Here is a 19,916-nt window from a genome sequence, read left to right as displayed (position 1 = left end):
CACTATACTTTACCCTGCCTGTTTTCCACATTGTGATCACCTCTCAATGTGTCAACCTATATCAGGACGGGTCAACACTTCTCACTCCTCTTGATGGATGAGGAGGTTTTACTTTTGTGTTTCGAAATTCCTGATGTAAATCAGGTATTCTCTTCTTGTGCTTTGCATGTTTTTTCCCCACTATCCCTCCAAATCGATATCACTTCAGTTTTAAAAAAGGAAAAAAATGAAAAAAATATTCCTGCTGTTTTTTCCGCTTTTGCTTTTAACTTTTTCCACCGCTTCTGCAGAAGATGAAAAGAAAATTGATTTTGGCGGAAGCCTTCGTCTTCGGAGTGAGACGCGTCTTAATTATCAGGCCACCACGGCAAGAGCCAAGGATAACGATTCTAGCGTTTTGCTTCGTGCGCGCGTTCATGCCGATGTTACGCCGATAGAACACTTGCGAATATTTTTTCAGCCGCAGTTTTCGCGCACTTTTGCGCAAGAAGGAAATGCCGCTAATAACGGAAGTGTTGCAAACGCAATCAACGTTGATGATTTCGATCTTCATCAAGCTTACATTGCATTTGAAAATATAGCAGACAGCAAATTCTCTGTTTACGCTGGCCGGCAAGAACTTTCTTACGGAGATGATAGACTCATAGGAAATTTTGATTGGGATAATGTGGGGCGTGCTTTTGATGCGCTTAAGCTTCGATATAAAAGTGAAAACATTTGGGTTGATACTTTTGGAAGCGTGAACGTTAAAAGTGGACCCAATCAGTATTTGGCGGGAATGCTTGGTGGATGGACTGGCTGGAAAAATCATTCTTATGAAGATTATCTTTTGTACTATCACAATGCAGCAGGTTCTGCAGCGGGCCGCAGTCTTGATATTGTCACGGTTGGAGCTTTGCTGAAAGGAAATTTTGGTGGAGGTTTTGATTATGGTGTTGAAGCTGCTGGTCAATTTGGAAAATCGCAGCCAAATAATCATGCAGCTTATGCGGGGCATGCTCAAGTTGGTTATACTTTTGCTGCGCGCGTAAAACCTCGCATTGGTTTGGAATACAATCATGCTTCCGGTGATGATCCAAACACAGCTACGGTTGAGCGCTTTAACAATCTTTTTCCAACCAACCACAATAAATATGGATACATGGATTTTGTTTCTTGGAGAAATATTCACGATCTCTCAGCAAATGTTTCCATAAAGCCAACAGAAAAAATCACCCTTTCAAGTGCATATCACTTTTTTCTTCTTCCAGAAGTTACAGATGGCCTCTTCGCCGCAAGTGGAGCGCAATTGCGGGCAGGTGCTGTTGGAGCATCTGGTATAGCTGGGCATGAAATTGATTTGCTTGGAAAATATGTGTGGAATAAGTACGCAGACTTTTTATTGGGATACTCTTATTTTAGGGCTGGTGATTTTTTTGCTGACACTGGCGGCGGCACACAAAGCCACTTTGTATATCTTCAAACAACAGCAAAATTTTAAGGAAGTTTTTCGATGAAGCTTTTTAGGCAACATGATCCGTATCAAATCTTTTTCCCGTTCGCTTTTCTTTTTGGCCTTGTGGGTGTTGGTGTTTGGATACTTTTCTCTTTGCAAAACATTTCTCTCTACCCCAGAGCGTTTCACGCCGATGTGATGATAGGCGGATTTTTTTTGGGAGGTGTCATTGGTTTTTTGCTTACCGCAATTCCAAAGTTCACCGATACCATGTCGGCAAGCCCAAAAGAAAAACAAGTTTTTTTCCTTCTGTTTCTTTTTTTGTTTTTGAGTGCATTTCTTCCTTCGCCTCTTCTCTTTCATCTTTTTCTTTTAGGAAATTATTTCGCACTCTTCGTATTTGCGAAAAAACGTTTTCAGCAAAAAAAGGTGAAGCTGCCACCAGCGTTTGTGTTTGTAGGTGCTGGAATGGCAAGTGCACTTGTGAGTGTTGTGCTTTTGGTGGTGAATGACATTTTTCCACTTGCTTCACAGCTTCTTCGTTTTGCACAGATTTTATTTTGGTATGGAACTTTTTTTGGATTCGCACTTGGCGTGGGAACAAAATTGCTTCCAAGTATTATGGGAATATCCAGAGTAAATCCAGCAATGCTTCATGCGGGTCATCCTTTTTTGAGTACATCTTTGGATGAAAAGTTGAAAAAAATTCAGCTGGTGTATGTTGTTTTGCTGTATGCAAGTTTTGCAGTGGAAGCATTTTTTTCAAGCGGGCTCGGAAAAATACTTCGTGCACTTTTGCTCAGTTGGATTGTGTTGTTTGAATGGCGAATTTATCTTTTTCCAAAGAGCAAAGGTATCTTGAGCAAATGCTTGTGGTTAAGCTCTTGGATGTTTGCACTTGGTTCGTGGCCAGCAGTTTTTTGGACTCAATATTCAGTTCATTTTAACCACATAATTTTTATAGGCGCCTTGTCGCTTATGTTTTTTGCAGTTGCTACCAGAGTTACTTTGTCTCATGGAGGTCATGATCAGCAATTGGAAGTAAAATCTAAGGCGCTTTGGTTTATGCTCGTTTTGTTTTTTATTGCGATGATTACTCGTGTTACAGCGCATATGCTCTCAGATTTGTATGTGTCGCACTTGGCATATGCAGCAATAGCGTGGATTATAGGATGTCTTATATGGGCTTGTGTTTTTTTGTCGAAGGTGATTGTTCGTTCAAAATGTCATCAATAAAGGAGGGTTTATGAAAAGTCTCGTTTTAGTTTTTGTGGTGAGTCTGTTTTGTTTTTCATCGTTTGCACACGCTGACATTGCGGTTGGGAAAGCTAAGTACAACCAGTTTTGCGTGGCATGTCATGGTGCAACTGGCGCTGGTGATGGTGCAGCTTCTGCAGCATTGAATCCAAAACCTCCCAGCTTTCGAAATAAAGCTTTTTTCCAATCTCGTACAGATGCTCATTTGGCAAAAGTAATTAAAGATGGTGGCGCCGCAAATAAGCTCTCCGCCTTAATGCCAGCTTGGAGATCTTCACTCAGTGACGCTGAAATCAAATCGGTGATTGAATACATTCACACTTTTGCGAAGTAGTTAGTGAAGTAACGCTTGTATATGGCGAATGGTTTCGCTTGGGTTGGTTCCAAGGCCTTGTTGTTGATACGCAATTTCACCTTTTTGATTGATGATGCTGATGAGATTGGAATGTGAGAAGTCGTTGTTCGTTTGTTTGTATTGAACTCCCAACACTGCGGCAAGTTCTCTTACGTTCGATGCACTTCCCGTGAGTAGGGTCCAATTTTTTCCGAATTCGTTTTTAAGTGAAAAGCTGTTGAGTTTTTCTGGCTTGTCTCGTTTTGGATCTATTGAAACCAAAACATATTCAACCTTGCTTTTTGCAAAGAAGCCAAGCTCATCTTCGATGCGTTTGAGGTCGGCAACAATGCGTGGGCAGGCGTATTCACAGCTGGTGTAAATCATGGTAAGCACCAGCACTTTCCCTTTCAGTTCTTGAAGGTTCACGGTTTTGTTGTGCTGATTTTTCCAAGCTGATTCGAGCAAGTAAATGGATTGATCACTCACAGTTGAAGCTTCCATGCTTTCATGGTCATGATGTTGAGACATTTCTTGCGGTGCTTGACGGTGACAAGCAAGCAGTGACACAAAACAGAGAGTAAGAAAGATTTTTTGAAGCATGTTATTTCTCCTTTGCACATCGAAATCCAAGATTGTTTGAGCTATATTTTGCCTTTAAACTGGCGCGGAAGGCAAAGCGCATGAAGGCTGCATAGTCCTCGGGATTTGCAGTGCCAACGGACCCTGCAGCGCAATAGAGTTTTCGTTCAACGCCACTATCTCCGCGAGATTCGCCGGTGAGCAGAACAGTATTAAAATCTTCAACCCATTCCCAGATTAAACCGTTCATATCAAAGATGCCGAAATAATTTTTGTAGGTTGATCCGACTGGCGGAAGTTTTTCAACGCTTGGCTTTCCATACCAGTCTAAAATACGTTTCAGAAAACCTTTTTCTTTGTTTCCGTTTTTCGCTTTTGTTCCGGCTCGCGCAACATATTCCCATTCGTCCATGCTGGGCAGTCGTTTCTTTTTGCTTTCACAATATGCTCTGGCTGCAAACCATGAAACATTTACCACAGGGCTTTTTTCAAGTTCTTCTGCAACGGAAAGATCATCTGTCCAATGCTGCAAATAGGTTTTTTCTCGGAATAAAAACTTAGCTTGTGATCGCCGCCATTTTTTATTGAGCGTTACAAACTCTACAAAGTCTTTGTTTGTAACGGGATAGGTGTCGAGATAAAATGATCCTACCTGTATTGATTGGTCAGTTTTGTCTTGGTCTCGGTAAAAAGGATCATAGTTTCCTGCTGGGACAAACACCATTTCTGATTCCTTGGCCAAAGCGAAGTTTTCTTTGACCAAGGAGCAGAAAATAAAAAGAGCTAAACAACACGTGAAAACATTTTTTCCCATAATATCTATCTAGTGAGAACGAACAGCGTTTACTTCTTCAGGAGTAACAATAACGCCTTTGTTTCCCCAATTGTTGTAAACAAAAGTAAGTACGTTGGCAATTTGCTCGTTGCTCAGTTCTAAGCTTGGCATTACGCTATCATATTCTTCGCCATTAACTTTAATTTTTCCTTCTAAACCATTTAGCAAAACATCAATTGCTCTTGTGGTGTCTGCGTTAAGATAATCTGATTTTGCCAATGGAGGGAAGGCGTGAGTAATGCCTTGTCCTTCAGCTTGATGACAAGCAACGCAGTTTTGCATGTAAATATTTTTTCCCATTTTGATTTGTTCAGTTTTGTTTTGAGCTTGTGGTGCTTTTTCGTCACCGCCCGGAAGTTCTTGTACAGCGCCACCTTCAGCCAGATAAACGTTGTCACTTACTTTTCCAGAATAAATGGTTTTATTGTCTTCACCTTCAACTTTAAGCATTCCAATAGCGCCTTTGTTGAAAGCTCTAAAGATGGAATGGTCTACGAGGATGAATGTTCCGGGGACATCAACGGTAAATTCAGTAATGGCTGATCCTCCAGCTGGAACCAGTGTTGTTTGAACATTATGATTTGGAACTCTTCCGCCTTCTTGGAAAACATTGTCAAAAATTTCGCCAATAACATGGAAAGAGGAAACAAGATTTGGTCCACCATTTCCAACGAAAAGACGAATGCGTTCACCCACTTTTGCTTTTAAAGCGTTGTCGCCAACAAGTGCTCCCACGGCGCCATTGAACACAACATAATCGGGCTGCTCTTTTAATGCTTTTTCCATGTCAAAAGGCTGAAGGCCCGCTGCGCCATATTTTCCTTTGGTGTAGAAATCGCCTTGCATCACGTAATATTCACGGTCAACAGGTGAAAGCCCTTCTTCAGGTTCAACCAAAATAAGGCCGTACATTCCGTTGGCAATGTGCATTCCAACCGGTGCTGTTGCGCAGTGATAAACGTAGAGCCCGGGATATATCACTTGAAATGAAAAGACAGATTCGTGTCCTGGTGAAGTGAAGGAGGACGTGGCTCCGCCGCCAGGTCCGGTTACAGCATGAAGATCGATGTTGTGAGGCATTTTATTTTTTGGATTATTTTTAAGGTGAAATTCAACCAAGTCTCCTTGGCGCACTCGAATAAAGCTTCCAGGGACTGAACCGCCGAATGTCCAAAAAGTATAATCAACGCCATCAGTCATCTTTTGAACGTGCTCAATCACTTCAAGATCAACAAGCACTTTGGTGGCATGTTTTCTTGTAATGGCTGGCGGCACATTTGGTGGAGCTGTAAGCGTTGCAACCTCCTCGCCCTTGATTTTACTCATTTTGCCGGCATCAGAAAATACTCCTTCTGAGTTTGAGCATGCTGAAAAAATAAATACTGCGACAAACATGGTAACGATGTGTTTCATATTCCCTCCTTTGAGAAGCCTTCCTTATAGAGTAAAAAGCAGGAAGGGATATGATCCGTATCATGCATTTGTCTGATTTTCGATGAGTATTTCCTCTGAAAAGCTTTTTTGCTGAAGCTTGCTTTGTCTTTTGGCTTTCGATAGAGGTGCTCTTCCATGAGAAGAACAATCACTTACATTTTGTTTGCCATTATTTTGCTTCCGCTTTTGCTGTGGTCGAAAATTATTCTGCTGGATATTCCCACTTTGCGGTATGCCAATCCTTCTACAAGCTCATATATGAAAAGCAGCGAAAGTAGTGCTCGTCTGCATTGGACGTCGTTTGAAGATTTGCCGCTCTTTCTTCGTCAGGCTATTGTAGTGGCCGAAGATGCAAAGTTTTATCAGCATCAAGGCATTGATTTTTCTGCTTTGAGGCAAGCGTTGGAAGTAAACTTCAAACGAAATCGTTACGCCAGAGGTGGATCTACCATCACGATGCAGCTTGCGCGAAATTTGTATCTTTCTCCGCACAAAACCATGTTTCGCAAATTGAGAGAAATTATTTTGGCAGCTTACATGGAACAAATTCTTTCGAAGGAAAGAATTTTGGAATGCTATTTAAACCTGATTGAATTCGCACCAAATATTTTTGGCGTTGAAAATGCTGCGCAACATTATTTTCACCAATCGCTTCAATCTCTCAACAGGAAAGAGCTAGCCTTTTTAGTGGCCATTATTCCCAGCCCAGCAAAATGGGGTCGCTTACCAGCTGGTGAATATGTGCAAAAGCGCATGAACACTATCTTGGCGAGGGCTGGCTATGCTACGCCGTTGCCTGAAATACAGCATGAAGAAGATGAAGGTTTAGAGAGTTTTTATTCCTCCCCTTAGATTAAGGGGAGGCTAGGTGGGGTTATTGTTTTACACTCAAAAAGCGTAACTCCCCCGGCCCCTCTTAATCTAAGAGGGGAGGAGCTTATCAGCAATTTACGTAACATATTTGCAAGTATTTATTTTTCAATTTTCACTTCTTGATTTTCAAAACTCACCACTTGGCCAACGCGAAGTTTGCAGCGTTTTCGGAGTTCAACTTTTCCATCTACTTTCACCAATCCGCCGCTGATAGCCGTGCTAGCTGCGCCTCCGCTTTCGCACCAGTCGATAAGTTTAAGCAGGTTTTTAAGTTCGATAAATTCATTTTTTTCGAGATGAAATATTTTCATATAACCTTTTCTATTTGTGTTGTCATCCTGAACGTAGTGAAGGACCTCCTCGCAAATGCAGTAGATTCTTCGCTTTGCCCAGAATGACAAGAAGCTAATTATCAACATATTCTAATCAAAAATACCTTCGATCAAATGAAGGAAGGTGTGTTTAAGTGACGAAAAAAAACTTGGGCGCGTAAACGAAAATGTTTTACTGAGGCTGCCTATGGCCAGTGTGGCCTTGCTGCTTTTTTCACCATCGCTGATAGAAAGAAGGTGTTTGTGCTCTTTCCCCATCGTGAAAAAAAAGGCAGAAGAAAAACCTACCGTGATTTTGTTTCCTGTTTTGGGAAGTTTGCTTGTGGTTTTGGCAATGAGCTGTTCGTTGCCTGCTTGCGGTGACGAAAGTGAAAACATCCAGGGCTGTAAACGGAGGAGCTTGTAGTTTTCATCATATAATTTGTAATAGTGTGACAATTTGACATTCAATTTTACGAGGCTTTTTTGGAATTCATCTTCGTCTAAAACGCCATTTTTATTTTTATCCAGGTGAAAATGTTCAACGATGTCATGCAACGGAAACTGAGCTGTGATAGCTATTTCCTGTTCAGACACATTTATTTCAGATGAACTCATTTCCACGTTGTGCGCAAAAAGCTGAGTGGATGAAAGAAAAATGTATGCAAAAATGAGAGCTCTCAAAAAAAGAGAACTCAGAGAAGGCTTGTTTTTTTTCATGAAGAACATGTACTTGGAAGGCATGTTTTATTCAAGTTATTATCGCTTTGACTCTTATGGCCTGAAGCAGATAGGAAGTGGCTAATGAATATTTTATTCCAACATCAATCGAAAACGAGTGAAACCAAGGGCGCCATGAAAATGTTTCTCCTTTCTAAGGGAAATCTGCAGCCCACGCAGCGTCCTAAAGGAAAAATTGTTTTTCGTGAACAGAGCAAGCTGAAGCCCGCGTCGCTGCTGCATTTTAACGGTGCCCATATTATACTGGGCACTTCTCCAAAGCTTGTAAGCCAAGTGGCAACGCTGCAAGTGCTTTCGGCCGAAACATTTCAGGCTCAAGCTTGTGTGGAGCATGCAGGTGCGCCGCACTGTCTTTCGCCGGATGCCAGCAAGGTGCTGTGCTCGGGAAAGTTGTACGAAGGCTATGCTGGCGAGGTGCGGGTTGTTGATACGGCTTCGTGGAAATGTAAGCACATTCTTCCCCTTCAAAAACCATTTGTGTGGAGAGATAATAAAAGTTTTATTGCATGCACTCCCAAAAAAAATGCGCATTTTGGAGACGAATTTTTTTCAAGAACGCACAAAATTAAATATTTTACCGACTCAGCTCTTCTTAATACATTTCCTCTCATCGAAACCGTTGCAGAAAACGAACCTGCACTCATCGGTTTCAACTTTGAAACTAACTTGGCGGAAATCGTTTGTGATAAGCCGTTTGCCGACGATGGATGGACTGAAGCAAAACATTTGGAACTTTCACGTGATGGAAAAAAACTTTATTTTGCTACCACAACCACAGTTGGTGCGCTTGAGCTTTCAACAGGAAAAATTATCTGGAAAAAACAACTTGGAGTTTATGACGAAGCACAACTATTCTCCATTTACGCATTTAGCTTAAGCCCAGATGGAAAACATTTGGCGGTTGGTGGAATGGCTAATAATGGAAAAGAATTTTCATTGCTCAATGCAAAAGATGGAAGTGTTGTATACGAAGAAAATCTCAGCGAACTCCTTTCGCAGCACGGCATTGCAAAAAGTTCGAGCATCTCCTGCTTTGCGTGGCATCCTCAAGGCTGGCTTGCCATTGGTTTTGGCAACGGATGTATTGCTCATCTTGATGCCCAGTTTTCACTGCGCACCTACCAGGCCGGAAAAAGTTCCGTAAACGCCATCACCTTTTTCCATGACGGAAAAACCCTCTTCGCCGCCAGCTCAGACAGAACCATCCGCAGTTTCCCGTTGCTTGAGGATGAGGTGTAATCTTCTAATGCACAATAGGCACTAAGCTTACGGCTAGCCTTACACTTGAATATGTATCATTGATGTTTGGCTGCATTCCATTTTTGAGTTCGTCTTCAAGTTCTTCCCAGTTTTCGTTGTCGAAGAGAACTTCTGTGATTACTTTTTGTGAAGTGCTGGCCACAAAGGCGCGTATCCAGTGCTTTTTCAGCTTGGTCTCTTTTTGTTCCAGATAGCTCAGTAAATAAGTATAGAGATACGAAATGTAATCTTCGGAACCCTCGCCAATGCACAGCGCTGGGCTGATGTATAAATTCCACTTGATGCTTTTTACCTTGATGGTTTCTTCTGAAACACCATCGTGCTCGATGCCAAGATAAGTTTTGAGCAACAATGGAAATGAACTGTTCAAAAATGAATTGCACGCCATGGCAAGTGCATCTTCTTCCGTTTCACCCCATGACGAAAAAGATTCGATAATATTTTCGCCGTTGAGTTCTTGCGTGGTAAACACAAAATCAACTTGAAAAATGAGTTGATCACCTTGCGATTTGTTGAAGACGTTGATGATAAGCGAGGCCGTGTTGTGCTGAAACAGCAACGAATCATTTTCGATAGCCGTATCTAGCCCTAAGTCCTCGAGGTGCTTGATGATGGGAAGAAAAATATCCATAAAGAGTGTGCTACGATAATGAACGAAAAAGAAAAGCATATTTTGCCATCTTTTTTGTGTTTATGCTGGCGCTTTGCAGCTTTTTGGAGCCAATTTTGTTTTGCCAAAAACGCCTTAAAAGCGTTCAGAACAGTAAAAATTGCTCTTTACATATTTGTTGGCTTACGCTTATTTCCCCACGTTCTTAAGGAAGAACAAAACTTACATTAAGGAGAAGGTATGAAAAAGAATCTTTTGTTAGGATGTTTGGTGTTAACGCTTGCTGCAACGGTAGCATGCACAAAAAAAGCTGATAACATGATGTCAGACGATGCACAAAAAGCAGTTCAAGAAGAAACAATGCCAGAACAAGCAGCTCCGCAAATGCAAGAAGAGTCAATGGATGCTGGCGATGAAGGTATGATGGATGAAGGTTCTGAAGGCAGCGAAGAAGCCGATCACGCTCACTAAGGTTTAGCTGAACACAAAAAGATACGGGCAAAGATACTTTCTTTGCCCGTTTTTTTGTGTGGTGAAGCCATCTTCATTTTCCCCTCCTAGTGGGAGGGGATTAAGGGGAGGGAGAAAAGGTTGAACTAGCCTTCTGAATTTTTCGATACTTTTTCTAATTCATTAAACTGTTGCTCAATAGCAAGTTCCAGCTCTTTGGTTTTTTTCGAGAGCTGCGAAATAGTAAGCGAATTTCCTTCGCGAGAAGCATTGATAAGTTTTTCATGTGCTTGCTTCAATTCTTTTTCCAAGCGCGTGATATTTTCTTCAAGTGATTTTATGTTTGATTCACTTGGTTCTGCTGCTTGCTTTTTTTTCAAGGCTTCTTGTGCTCGAAGTTTTCTTAATTCTTTTTTATTTTTTATTTGAGGTTTTTCGCTTTCGATTTTCTTTTCCTTTTGGGCAGGAATTTCTCCTTCATCCCAACCAATTTTTTCCAAAAATTCATCATAGGTTCCGTCAAACACAATCACCTTGTCGCGATCGAACACCACAAGTTTTGTGGCAAGTCGGCGAATCATTTCTTCACTGTGCGTTACAATCACAACCGTTCCCTTAAAGCGATGAATGCTTTCGGTGAGGGCTTCGATGGACTCCATGTCTAAATGGTTTGTCGGCTCATCAAGCAATAAAAAATTGCTGGGCTTTGCCACAATTTTTCCTAAGAGCACGCGGCTTTTTTCTCCACCCGAAAGAGACGAAACTTTTTTCTCGGCAAGCACGCCGCTGAACATCATCATGCCGCAAATGCCGCGCACTTGTGTTCGGTTGAGTTGTGCATTGCTTGAAGCCACCTCACCTTCAACGGTGAGAGTTTCATCAAGCCGCGCAATATTGGTTTGGCCGAAATAACCAATTTCCAAATTTGCGTTGGGATGAATGCTGCCAACATTCGGCTTCAATTCTCCAGCAATCAGAGAAAGTAGAGTTGATTTTCCTTTTCCGTTTTTTCCAATGACGGCAATGCGATCACCAGTTTTTATTTGGAGTTCCAAATGTGAAATAAGCGGATTCGTTTTTTCAAATGCAAAACTGATGTTGTTGATGTCCATTGCTTTTTTTGAATTCAGCGGAAGAAGCCTAAAATCAAAGCTCAGCGAAGCGACGTCGGTAAGCTTTTCTTTTTCCTTCATCTTTTCAAGTTCTTTAATGCGCGATTGCACCAAAGCAGCTTTTGTAGCTTGCGCACGAAAGCGATTGATAAAAGCTTCGGCATGCTTGCGTTGTTTTTCTTCATTGATTCTAGTTTTTTCGTAGGTTTCTTCTTCGGTGGCGATAAGCTCAAAAAGTTTTTGCGTTCCACCTTTTACTTTTCTTATTTTTTGCCGATGAATAAGTGCTGTGTGTGTGCACACTTGATTCAAAAATTCTCGATCGTGGGAAATGATGATCAGCTCTCCATCCCAAGACCTGAGGAATGGAACAATCCAACGAATGGAAACGATATCCAGGTAGTTGGTAGGTTCGTCCAGCAAAAGTAAATTTGGTTCAGAGACCAAAAGTTTTGCAAGGTTCAAGCGAATTTGAAAACCGCCAGAAAACGAATGCGGACTTTTGCTCATGTCTTCTTTGGTGAAACCAAGGCCAAACAAAATGCGCTCGGCTTTATATTCGAAGTGGATTTCTTCTTCGCGCAAACCTAAGCAGGCTTCTTCCAAAAGTGTTGGTTTGGTAAAGTGCAAATGCTGCTCTAAGTGGCCGATGCGATAATTTTTTGGAATTTGAATGTTGCCCTGATCTTCTTGTTCTTGTCCAAGCAAAATACGAAAGAGCGTCGATTTGCCAAAACCATTCCGGCCAATCAGCGCAACACGCTCACCTGCCGAAAGTTGCAGTGACGTGTCCTCAAAAAGAACTTGTGCGCCATAAGATTTTGAAAGAGATTGAATATTAATCATAACTATTTCCTACGTTTTAATTTTAGACATTTTTCCCCGCTACCCAGCCCGAAGACCATGCCCATTGAAAGTTGTAGCCGCCAAGCAGCCCGCTTACATCTACTACTTCGCCTACAAAGTAAAGCCCCGGAACAAGGCGTGATTCCATGGTTTGCGAGGAGATGTCTTTTGTATCTACTCCACCGCGGGTAATTTCAGCCTTTTTGTAGCCAATGCAAGATTTTGGCGTGAAGCGAAATGTTTTTAAAAGTGTTTCAAGCAATTGCATGTCTTGCTTTGTAAGTTCAGTTAGAATTTTATTTTTTACTTTTCCGTATGCAAAAAGTTTTTCCAGAAAACGATCTGGAAGATCTTGTGAAAAAAGTGAAAACACCATTTTTTTAGGATGCGATTTTCTTTTCTCATCCAAATATTCTCGCAGATTTTTAATTTTGGGCAGAAAATCAATACACACTTCATCCCCTTTGTGCCAATAGAGCGAAGCTTTTAGAATGGAAGGCCCACTTATGCCGATGTGCGTAAAGAGAATGTTTTCCTCAAAATGTTTTGAGTTGCAGCTAACCCTTGTCTCAAGTGAAATTCCGGAGAGTGAAGAAAAATATTTCTTTTCTTTTTCAGCAAAAACAAAACCGTCAAGTGCAGGATCAAGCTTGGTGATGCTGTGCCCAAAGTGTTTGGCCAGTTTGTAACCAAAGTCTGTTGCGCCAAGTTGAGGGAAAGAAAGTCCACCGCAAGCAACAATAATATTTTTTGCGCGATAGCTTTCGTTTTCAGCATGAGCATAAAAAATATTTTTTTTCTCTTTTTCCACTTTGTGAAGATGAACTTTTGTTTTGAGTGTTCCGCCAAGTTTTCGAATGCGTCTTAAGAGAAGATCTAAAATTTCCTTTGAAGAATGTTCGCAAAAAAGTTGGCCCAAAGTTTTTTCGTAATAAGCAATGCCATCTTCTTCAACGAGGCTGATAAAATCGTGCTGCGTAAATTGCTTTAAAGCCGATTTGCAAAAATGCGGGTTCCCGGAAACGTAGGCCTCAGGCGAAGCGTAGAGGTTGGTGAAATTGCAGCGTCCGCCGCCAGAGATGAGGATTTTGAGCCCAGGCTTGTCGTTGCTTTCCAGAATAAGCACCGTCTTTCCACGTGAAAGCGCAGACACAGCACTCATAAGACCTGCTGCTCCCGCTCCAATAATAATGACGTCATAAATCATGGCGGGCAGATCTTTCGCTGATTTATCAAGAACTTGCAAGGTTTAAACCGTTTTATTTTGACCTGGTTTGCGATAGTTTTTCGCCAGCTCTTTCCTTGACTTTTTACCTTTTTCTCTACTACAAGCGCCCGCAAACACTTGTAAAATAAGGGTTTCACGACACAGTTTTCAGAAAGATAAATGTATGGCCGACCTTCAAATAAATAATATTCCTCCGCTTCATGTTCAAGCCATGGAAGCAAATGATGAGCGCCAGGCTTTTGTGGCGCCTGCGCAGGAAACGATTGATCACTTGGTGCACGTCATTGAACGCGGCAGCGATGAGCCGCGCGTGCTTCCCAGCTGGAAAGATCATCACGGTTTGCAGAGAATGTTTAGCCTTCCGCTTCCAGCTGACGGAAAAGAAGGAAAGTCGCTTTTATTTTTTGATTATTATCTTCCAGATTTTGAACAAGATGGAACCCTTTATCATTCAGCATTTATTTTTCTGAATCAAAATGGAAAGTATAGTTTAGTTGATGCAGCTTCTTCAAGAAGCATGGAAAATATTTTTGATGCTGTTTCACTTGATTCCGCAAAACTTGTATATGCCAAGCAAAACCAAGCTGGATATACCGAAGAGGTTCGCCAAGATCTCACCGAAGATTTTTCAGAAAATTTATTTAAGCCAGAAGTTGTTGAGCCCGTGAAAACTACTGCTTTGGCTCTCGAAACAAACAGATCCGTTATCAGAAGGCTGGGGAAGCTTTCCTGCACCGCTCCAGCAGCATTTTTAGAGGAAGAAATAAAATTTACAAATACCATTTCTTTTTTCAGAGAAGCTCTTTTTTCATCCTATAAAAAGTTATCCCCTAAAAATATTTCTCCCGTTTTTTCAAATGAAGCTGATATGGAGCGAGCGGCGTTTCTACAGATTCTAGAAAAAGAAAAAAATCTTGCTGCTTATAATGTTCCAACTTCTGATGCTGATATGAACTTGATAAATCTGATGCGTACGGAACGAGAAAACCTTCAGCAGGCTAAAGAGACTTTTGTGATATGGGCCGCTTCAAATTTTAAGTCAAACGCTTCGGAGGTGTCGCCACATTTTTTAGATGTTGGTTATAAAACTCCTGATATTGAAAGAGCTGATATAAAATCTGCGCTTACATTTTTTGCAACGCCACTTCAAAGTTTGGTGAAAGAATTGAAAAAAGGAAGACCAAACATTAACTTTGATGAACTTATTATTGCTCTAAAGAGAAAAACCGAGCAAAGGAGTTTAAGAATTATCGCTGAACAGTCTGTTGAAGTGGCAAAGGTTTTTTTCAAAGATTTGGGTTTCGATCTTGATCAAGAACCTTTTGCAAGTCGTCTTGTTTTTGACATCTCACATACATCATCGTGCAATCCTACTAATGCAGCTCTTTCACTAAATGAAAAAGTTGTTCTTGCTGTAAGGACCAAACAGAACCAGCCCATGACATTGATAAATGTGCATGTGCTATTACACGAAACTTTTCACGCTATAAGTATGATTCTTTCAGATCAGCAGCGTGGAGGAGAAAAAACTGGTATCTTTCATCAAATGCCATTGAGTGATATTGAAGGGAGTGCTTATCTTTTTAATTTTGCAACATGCACATCTGGTTTTATTTCTCATTATTTTGGGCAATCGAAAAATGTGGATGATGTAAAGCAAGCTTGTAATACGTATCAAACTGCCCGAATGTTTTCAGATGCAGCTCTAAGTGTTTTTGCCCTTCAAGTTTTTGATGACCTTTCTCATCTGAGTGAAACAAAAAAGCCACTAGTTAAAATTTTCGATGAAGCATATGAAGCTGCTTTTTCAGGATCCTCATTAACCATTCCACAGATCGGTTCTTTTTACCTTGCGTTTCATATTCAGTATCCATTCAGAAGTGCGGAAAATGTGATTGGTACCATGAAATTTTTAAATGGAGTTCCAGAATTAAACCAAGCACTTGCTACGCCAACCGTTGATAAGCAACTTTTGAGAAGAGCCGGCGACAAATTGCGTACATTTTTTACCCAACCCTATTACCGCGAAGAACTTCCCTTTTAACTCTGCTATGCTATAGTGGCGCTCATGAAAAAAGCTTACTACGTGTACATGCTGGAAGCGCTCAATGGAAATTTTTATACTGGCTTTACGGTTGATCTCGAAGAAAGGCTGAAGGCGCACAAAACTGGAAAAGGCGCAAAATTCACACGAGCCTTTGGTGTGAAGCAGCTTGTGTATCAAGAAAAGTTGAATTCGAAATCAAAGGCTATGAAACGTGAAGCTGAGATTAAACGGCTCACGAGAAATGAAAAAGAACTTTTGGTGCAACCACATTTACTTCGTCTGTAAGATTTACCTAAGGAGGATGTCATGAAAACAGTAATAGCTTTTAGTTTTGCCCTTGCCCTTTTTTGCGCAAGCCCGCTACTTTCAAGCGCGGATCAAGGTGATCGACATGGAATGATGAATGAAAGAATGACACAGCAGTTAAATTTGAATGAGGAACAAAAAAATAAAATCAGTGAGCTCAAGAAAAAATATCAAGCCGAAACAAAACCACTTTTTGATCAGAAAAAATCATCTTATGAAAAAATGAATTCAGAAAAAAACTGCAAGCATGTCGGATGCAGAATTGAGAAAAATTCATGATCAAAATAAATCAGTTCAAGCAAAACTTTCAGATTTGCGCTTTGAGCATATGCTGGCTGTTCGTGCTGTGCTTACTCCCGAGCAACGAAATAAGATGTACCAGTTAAAGCAAGATCGAAAAGAAAAATTCAAAACACGAAGAGGAAAAATGCGCGATCGCATGAATGACCAAGAGTAAGCTTTAATGATGTGCACAAAAAAATGAAGATGACTTTTGAAAAAAAAGTCATCTTTTTTTTAAGCAAAAAGTGCCAGGCACTTTCTGGTAAATGTAAAAAAAGCAGCCAATACTAGTAAGGAGGCTGCTTTTTAAGGAGAGATAACGTTCACCAAGTTTTATAAGTAGAGAGAAAACGCCTTTTTGGGCGCAGTTCCATATACTGCAAGTTTTGCAATTTTTTTCTGCATGCCTCCAAACACATAATGATGAAGTGGCAAAATGCTATACCAATAAAGAAGACCCATGAGACCTTTTGGTTTGAACTTCGCCGTCTGAGTGAGAATACATCTGTCTTTCCCGGGAGAGCTCAATTTGAATTCTAAGCTTGCTTGGCCAGGCAATTTCATTTCGGCAACAAGGACAAGTTTTTTACTGGGATCAACTTGAACGGCGCGCCAAAAATCGACGGCATCTCCTGGCAAAATAATTTCACTTTCTCTTCGGCCGCGCTTTAAGCCTACTCCTCCGAAGAGCCTGTCAATAAAGCCTCTGACACTCCACAGCCAATTGCCGTGATACCAACCGTTTTTTCCGCCCAGTTTTGTGATGACCTTCCACACTTTGCTAGAGCTAACAGGAATTTCAATGACGCGCCTATCGGTGAGCAATGTTCCGCCAGTCCACTGTGGATCGCCTTCGTAGCCCCATTCGAAAGGAGGAATTTTTCCAGCATCGGTCCAATGGCTCATGATGGTATTTGTTTTTGTGCGTTCAAGCGCGCGGCTGATGGCGTCTTGGCAAGAAAGCAAGTGTTGAGGAATGATGGCTTCGATGTCTTTATTTTTGCACACCACTTTATTGCGCAAGCCTTCAACCAGCGGTTTTGCAATGCTTGCGGGGACAGGAGTAACAAGATGGATCCAGTATGAACTGAGGCGCGGACTTAAAAAAGGAAGCGGCACAATAATTCTTTTTCGTAAGTGAGCTTCTTCGGCATAAATTTCCATGAGCTTTCGATAGGACAAAACATCTGGGCCGCCGATGTCATAGGTTTTTCCGTTTGTTTCATCGTGCTCTAAACATCCAAGTAAATAGTGAATGACATTTCGAATGGCGATAGGCTGGCACAAAGTGTTTATCCATCTTGGCGCGGTCATGAGTGGAAGTCTATCAACAAGGTAGCGAAGAATTTCAAACGATGCAGAACCAGAGCCAATAATAAGTGCTGCACGTAAAAGAGTAGTGGGAACAGGACCTTCACTTAAAATATGCGCAACTTCTTGGCGCGATTGAAGATGCTCGCTAAGTTTTTCGTTGTTTGCTCCAAGTCCCCCAAGGTAGATGATGCGTTTAAGAGGAGAGGTTCTGCTTGCATCTCTAAAAACCATTGCAGCATCTTTATCGGTTTCACGAAATTTCTTTTCGCCGGGAAGCATCGAATGCACAAGATAATATGCAGCTGTGCAATCTTCCATGGCTTTGCATAATGCATCTTTGTCAAGCACATCAACCTCGCAAAGCTCGACATGATGATGCTTTGCCCAAGATCGCCCTTCAAGTTTTTTGAGTGATCTACTAATGGCCTTAACATGGTATCCCTTCTCAAGCAGATAAGGGACAAGCCTTCCACCAACATAACCAGTTGCACCTGTGACTAAAATTTTATGCGGGGACTTCATTTTTACACTCTCCTTCCCCATAAAAAAACATGGGGATTCACTTTTTGGGAAAAGCTGGTGAAAAAAATAATATAAGAAAGCAGAAAATTTCTGCGGTAATTCTTGTATTAGAAAGTGTAAAAAGAACGTGAAAAAAGAACGATGCGCCAAAGGCCCTCATCTCACAAACCTTTTGAAATGGGAAGGAAGAAATACAAAAAAAGGGCACTACAGTGCCCTTTTGTTCAAGTTTAGCTTTGAGGTCTCCGAAAAAATCTAGCGCGCACGGCTTCTTTTTTTACCTTCTGATTTCGAGTCCCATTTCTTTTTTCCGAAAGGTTTTTGACCCGAAAATGGCTTTCCTTTTTTGTGAGCAGAATATTTTCTTGGTCTCTCATCTCTTGAAGGTTGCGTCTCACGAAGTGGGGCAAATTTTTCTTTATCAGGAAAGAGCGATGTTTTTCCTTCCGCCATTTTGCACAATGCTGCGCTGAGAAGTAATTCTGCGGTGCCAGTTTCTGCACAAAACTTTGAAACAAATTCTTGATACTTTGGAAGTTTCACGTCTTGCAAAGCCGCTTCCACCTTGGTTTTGAAGGCTCTGAAGCGTTTGCTTTGTACGGCTTCATGTGTTGGGAGTTGCATCTTTGTCATTTTTTGTTTCGACGCGCGTTCAATAATATTGAGCATACGAATTTCGCGAGGATTTACAAAAAGAATAGCTTCACCTTTTCTGCCAGCACGTCCAGTTCTGCCAACGCGATGAATGTAAGATTCGGTATCGTGTGGAATATCGTAATTCACGACATGTGTGATGCGGTCTACATCAAGGCCTCGTGCGGCCACATCGGTTGCAATGACGATATCAAGTCTTCCATTTTTTAATTGTTCAATAATGCGCTCGCGAGATTTTTGTGCAACATCGCCGCTGAGAGCTTCGGCCGCATATCCGCGTGCTTGTAGCTTTTGTGCTAACTCAACCGTTGCTGTTTTTGTTCGTACAAAAATAAGTGTGGCGTCGAAATCTTCTGAATCTAAAATGCGGGTGAGCATATCTAGCTTTTGATTTCCAGCGACGATGCAAAATTTTTGATTGATCAAATCTGCTGTGGCTTGTTTTGCCTTGATGTTAATTTCAACAGGATTGGAAAGATATTTGTCTGCAATGCCGCGAATAACTTTTGGCAGCGTTGCGGAAAAGAGCGCTGTTTGGCGTTTTGCGGGTGCATGTTCTAAAATCCATTCCACATCATCAATAAAACCCATGCGCAACATTTCATCGGCTTCATCAAGTACCACACAAGAAAGAGTATCGAGGCGAAGCGATTTTCTGCGCAAGTGATCCATGATGCGGCCGGGAGTTCCCACTACTACATGCACTCCGCGTGCGAGGTGTTTTAATTGCGAACCCATATCGGCGCCTCCGTAAATGGGAAACACATTCAGTTGGCGCATGAAGGAAGCATATTGCTTGAAGGCTTCAGCAACTTGAATGGCAAGTTCGCGTGTTGGAACCAGCACAAGCACTTGTGGCAAGGTTTTGCGCAGATCGAGTTTGCACAAAAGTGGCAACGCGAATGCTGCGGTTTTTCCGGTTCCCGTTTGGGCTTGGCCGATAATGTCTTCGCCATTTTGAATGTGGGGAATAGCCGCGCTTTGAATGGGCGATGGAGTTTCATATCCAAGGCCTTCAATGGCTTTGATCACTTCGGGAAGAAGGTTAAACTGCTTAAAACTTAACTGGGGTGTTTCGATAGGGGTAGACATCTGTTCTCCTCGTTGCATGAGATTTCCTCAAACAAATCTTGTGAGGTCTCATGGCGTTGGAGCTCTCCCACACAGCACATATGCTGTGGCGTTGGAGGTATTGCCGTCAGACCTGAATAATTAACTATACGTCGTAGAAAGTGGCCTACTGAACATGTTTTGCATGCTTTGAAAAGCTTCATCTGCAGTTTTTACGTTTGGCAAGCATCTTTCGTGACCCTCCCTTCTCGCAGAAGTGCAGGAAAGGTTGCGTGGTATTTTGAAAAAAAGAGCGTTTTTGCTTATTTTGTGTATTTGAGGCGAGCTAGGGCGTGTTAACACTATTTAAGACCCTCCACGATAAGCACGAAAAGAATAAAGCCAATGAACATGATGTCGAGCTTTTCAAAGC

Annotated in this window: 21 protein-coding genes; 11 read left to right on the top strand and 10 right to left on the bottom strand. The window is 41.6% G+C overall.

Features of this window, described 5'->3' with window-relative positions:
* The first annotated feature begins 226 nt into the window (after positions 1 to 226).
* The 3 genes from COV43_03725 to COV43_03715 are packed head-to-tail and all read left to right on the top strand — an operon-like array spanning position 227 to position 3,026.
* A complete protein-coding gene (locus tag COV43_03725; GenBank protein ID PIR25874.1) occupies positions 227 to 1,480 on the top strand; it encodes a hypothetical protein in 1,254 nt (417 codons plus the stop codon).
* 12 nt (positions 1,481 to 1,492) lie between these two features.
* On the top strand, positions 1,493 to 2,671 hold the full coding sequence (locus COV43_03720) for a hypothetical protein (GenBank protein PIR25873.1): 1,179 nt from the start codon (positions 1,493 to 1,495) through the stop codon (positions 2,669 to 2,671).
* A gap of 10 nt (positions 2,672 to 2,681) precedes the next feature.
* Positions 2,682 to 3,026, top strand: a complete 345-nt coding sequence (locus tag COV43_03715; protein ID PIR25872.1) for a hypothetical protein — start codon at positions 2,682 to 2,684, stop codon at positions 3,024 to 3,026.
* On the opposite strand, the gene COV43_03710 is transcribed toward COV43_03715, so the two are convergent.
* From COV43_03710 to nirK, 3 genes are all read right to left on the bottom strand, one after another.
* On the bottom strand, positions 3,027 to 3,629 hold the full coding sequence (locus COV43_03710; GenBank protein ID PIR25871.1) for an SCO family protein: 603 nt from the start codon (positions 3,627 to 3,629) through the stop codon (positions 3,027 to 3,029).
* A 1-nt stretch (position 3,630) separates the two neighbouring features.
* Entirely contained in the window at positions 3,631 to 4,332 is a 702-nt protein-coding gene (locus tag COV43_03705; protein ID PIR25877.1) for a hypothetical protein, read from the bottom strand.
* A gap of 99 nt (positions 4,333 to 4,431) precedes the next feature.
* Positions 4,432 to 5,856, bottom strand: coding sequence for a nitrite reductase, copper-containing (gene nirK, locus COV43_03700; protein ID PIR25870.1), 1,425 nt, complete (start codon positions 5,854 to 5,856; stop codon positions 4,432 to 4,434).
* 156 nt (positions 5,857 to 6,012) lie between these two features.
* Between nirK and mtgA the strand changes: the two genes are divergently transcribed.
* Positions 6,013 to 6,729, top strand: coding sequence for a monofunctional biosynthetic peptidoglycan transglycosylase (gene mtgA / locus COV43_03695; GenBank protein PIR25869.1), 717 nt, complete (start codon positions 6,013 to 6,015; stop codon positions 6,727 to 6,729).
* Positions 6,730 to 6,848: 119 nt separating this feature from the next.
* On the opposite strand, the gene COV43_03690 is transcribed toward mtgA, so the two are convergent.
* Both COV43_03690 and COV43_03685 read right to left on the bottom strand, forming a co-directional pair.
* Positions 6,849 to 7,061, bottom strand: coding sequence for an RNA-binding protein (locus COV43_03690; protein PIR25868.1), 213 nt, complete (start codon positions 7,059 to 7,061; stop codon positions 6,849 to 6,851).
* Between the two features lie 111 nt (positions 7,062 to 7,172).
* The gene (locus tag COV43_03685) at positions 7,173 to 7,805 is read right to left on the bottom strand and encodes a hypothetical protein (GenBank protein PIR25867.1); all 633 of its coding nucleotides are present in this window, start codon (positions 7,803 to 7,805) and stop codon (positions 7,173 to 7,175) included.
* Positions 7,806 to 7,865: 60 nt separating this feature from the next.
* Between COV43_03685 and COV43_03680 the strand changes: the two genes are divergently transcribed.
* Positions 7,866 to 9,041: a hypothetical protein gene (locus tag COV43_03680; protein ID PIR25866.1), complete on the top strand. Its 1,176-nt coding sequence runs from the start codon at positions 7,866 to 7,868 to the stop codon at positions 9,039 to 9,041.
* Positions 9,042 to 9,045: 4 nt separating this feature from the next.
* Here COV43_03680 and COV43_03675 read toward each other — a convergent pair whose 3' ends face one another.
* Positions 9,046 to 9,693, bottom strand: a complete 648-nt coding sequence (locus COV43_03675; protein ID PIR25865.1) for a hypothetical protein — start codon at positions 9,691 to 9,693, stop codon at positions 9,046 to 9,048.
* An 18-nt stretch (positions 9,694 to 9,711) separates the two neighbouring features.
* On the opposite strand from COV43_03675, the gene COV43_03670 reads away from it, so the two are divergent.
* Positions 9,712 to 9,903 carry a hypothetical protein gene (locus tag COV43_03670; protein PIR25864.1) on the top strand — a complete coding sequence of 64 codons (192 nt, stop codon included), beginning with the start codon at positions 9,712 to 9,714 and terminating at the stop codon, positions 9,901 to 9,903.
* 9 nt (positions 9,904 to 9,912) lie between these two features.
* A complete protein-coding gene (locus COV43_03665) occupies positions 9,913 to 10,143 on the top strand; it encodes a hypothetical protein (protein ID PIR25863.1) in 231 nt (76 codons plus the stop codon).
* A gap of 125 nt (positions 10,144 to 10,268) precedes the next feature.
* On the opposite strand, the gene COV43_03660 is transcribed toward COV43_03665, so the two are convergent.
* The gene (locus COV43_03660) at positions 10,269 to 12,080 is read right to left on the bottom strand and encodes an ABC transporter ATP-binding protein (GenBank protein ID PIR25862.1); all 1,812 of its coding nucleotides are present in this window, start codon (positions 12,078 to 12,080) and stop codon (positions 10,269 to 10,271) included.
* A 22-nt stretch (positions 12,081 to 12,102) separates the two neighbouring features.
* Positions 12,103 to 13,287 (bottom strand): aminoacetone oxidase family FAD-binding enzyme, encoded by a 1,185-nt coding sequence (locus COV43_03655; GenBank protein ID PIR25876.1) that lies wholly within the window; start codon positions 13,285 to 13,287, stop codon positions 12,103 to 12,105.
* 184 nt (positions 13,288 to 13,471) lie between these two features.
* Between COV43_03655 and COV43_03650 the strand changes: the two genes are divergently transcribed.
* From COV43_03650 to COV43_03635, 4 genes are read left to right on the top strand one after another with little or no spacing between them, the layout of a single operon-like run.
* Complete coding sequence (locus COV43_03650; protein PIR25861.1) at positions 13,472 to 15,352, top strand: hypothetical protein; 1,881 nt, start codon at positions 13,472 to 13,474, stop codon at positions 15,350 to 15,352.
* 48 nt (positions 15,353 to 15,400) lie between these two features.
* The gene (locus COV43_03645) at positions 15,401 to 15,640 is read left to right on the top strand and encodes an endonuclease (protein PIR25875.1); all 240 of its coding nucleotides are present in this window, start codon (positions 15,401 to 15,403) and stop codon (positions 15,638 to 15,640) included.
* Between the two features lie 21 nt (positions 15,641 to 15,661).
* The gene (locus COV43_03640) at positions 15,662 to 15,940 is read left to right on the top strand and encodes a hypothetical protein (GenBank protein ID PIR25860.1); all 279 of its coding nucleotides are present in this window, start codon (positions 15,662 to 15,664) and stop codon (positions 15,938 to 15,940) included.
* Positions 15,909 to 16,118 (top strand): hypothetical protein, encoded by a 210-nt coding sequence (locus COV43_03635; GenBank protein ID PIR25859.1) that lies wholly within the window; start codon positions 15,909 to 15,911, stop codon positions 16,116 to 16,118. The genes COV43_03640 and COV43_03635 overlap by 32 nt, the downstream gene beginning before the upstream one ends.
* A 158-nt stretch (positions 16,119 to 16,276) precedes the next feature.
* On the opposite strand, the gene COV43_03630 is transcribed toward COV43_03635, so the two are convergent.
* Entirely contained in the window at positions 16,277 to 17,779 is a 1,503-nt protein-coding gene (locus COV43_03630) for an NAD(P)-dependent oxidoreductase (protein PIR25858.1), read from the bottom strand.
* Positions 17,780 to 18,034: 255 nt separating this feature from the next.
* The gene (locus COV43_03625; protein PIR25857.1) at positions 18,035 to 19,525 is read right to left on the bottom strand and encodes an ATP-dependent RNA helicase; all 1,491 of its coding nucleotides are present in this window, start codon (positions 19,523 to 19,525) and stop codon (positions 18,035 to 18,037) included.
* Between the last annotated feature and the right edge of the window lie 391 nt (positions 19,526 to 19,916).

It is taken from the genome of Deltaproteobacteria bacterium CG11_big_fil_rev_8_21_14_0_20_42_23, from assembly GCA_002796345.1.
Lineage (GTDB): Bacteria > UBA10199 > UBA10199 > 2-02-FULL-44-16 > 2-02-FULL-44-16 > 1-14-0-20-42-23.
This window is presented reverse-complemented; position numbering and strand designations above follow the sequence as displayed.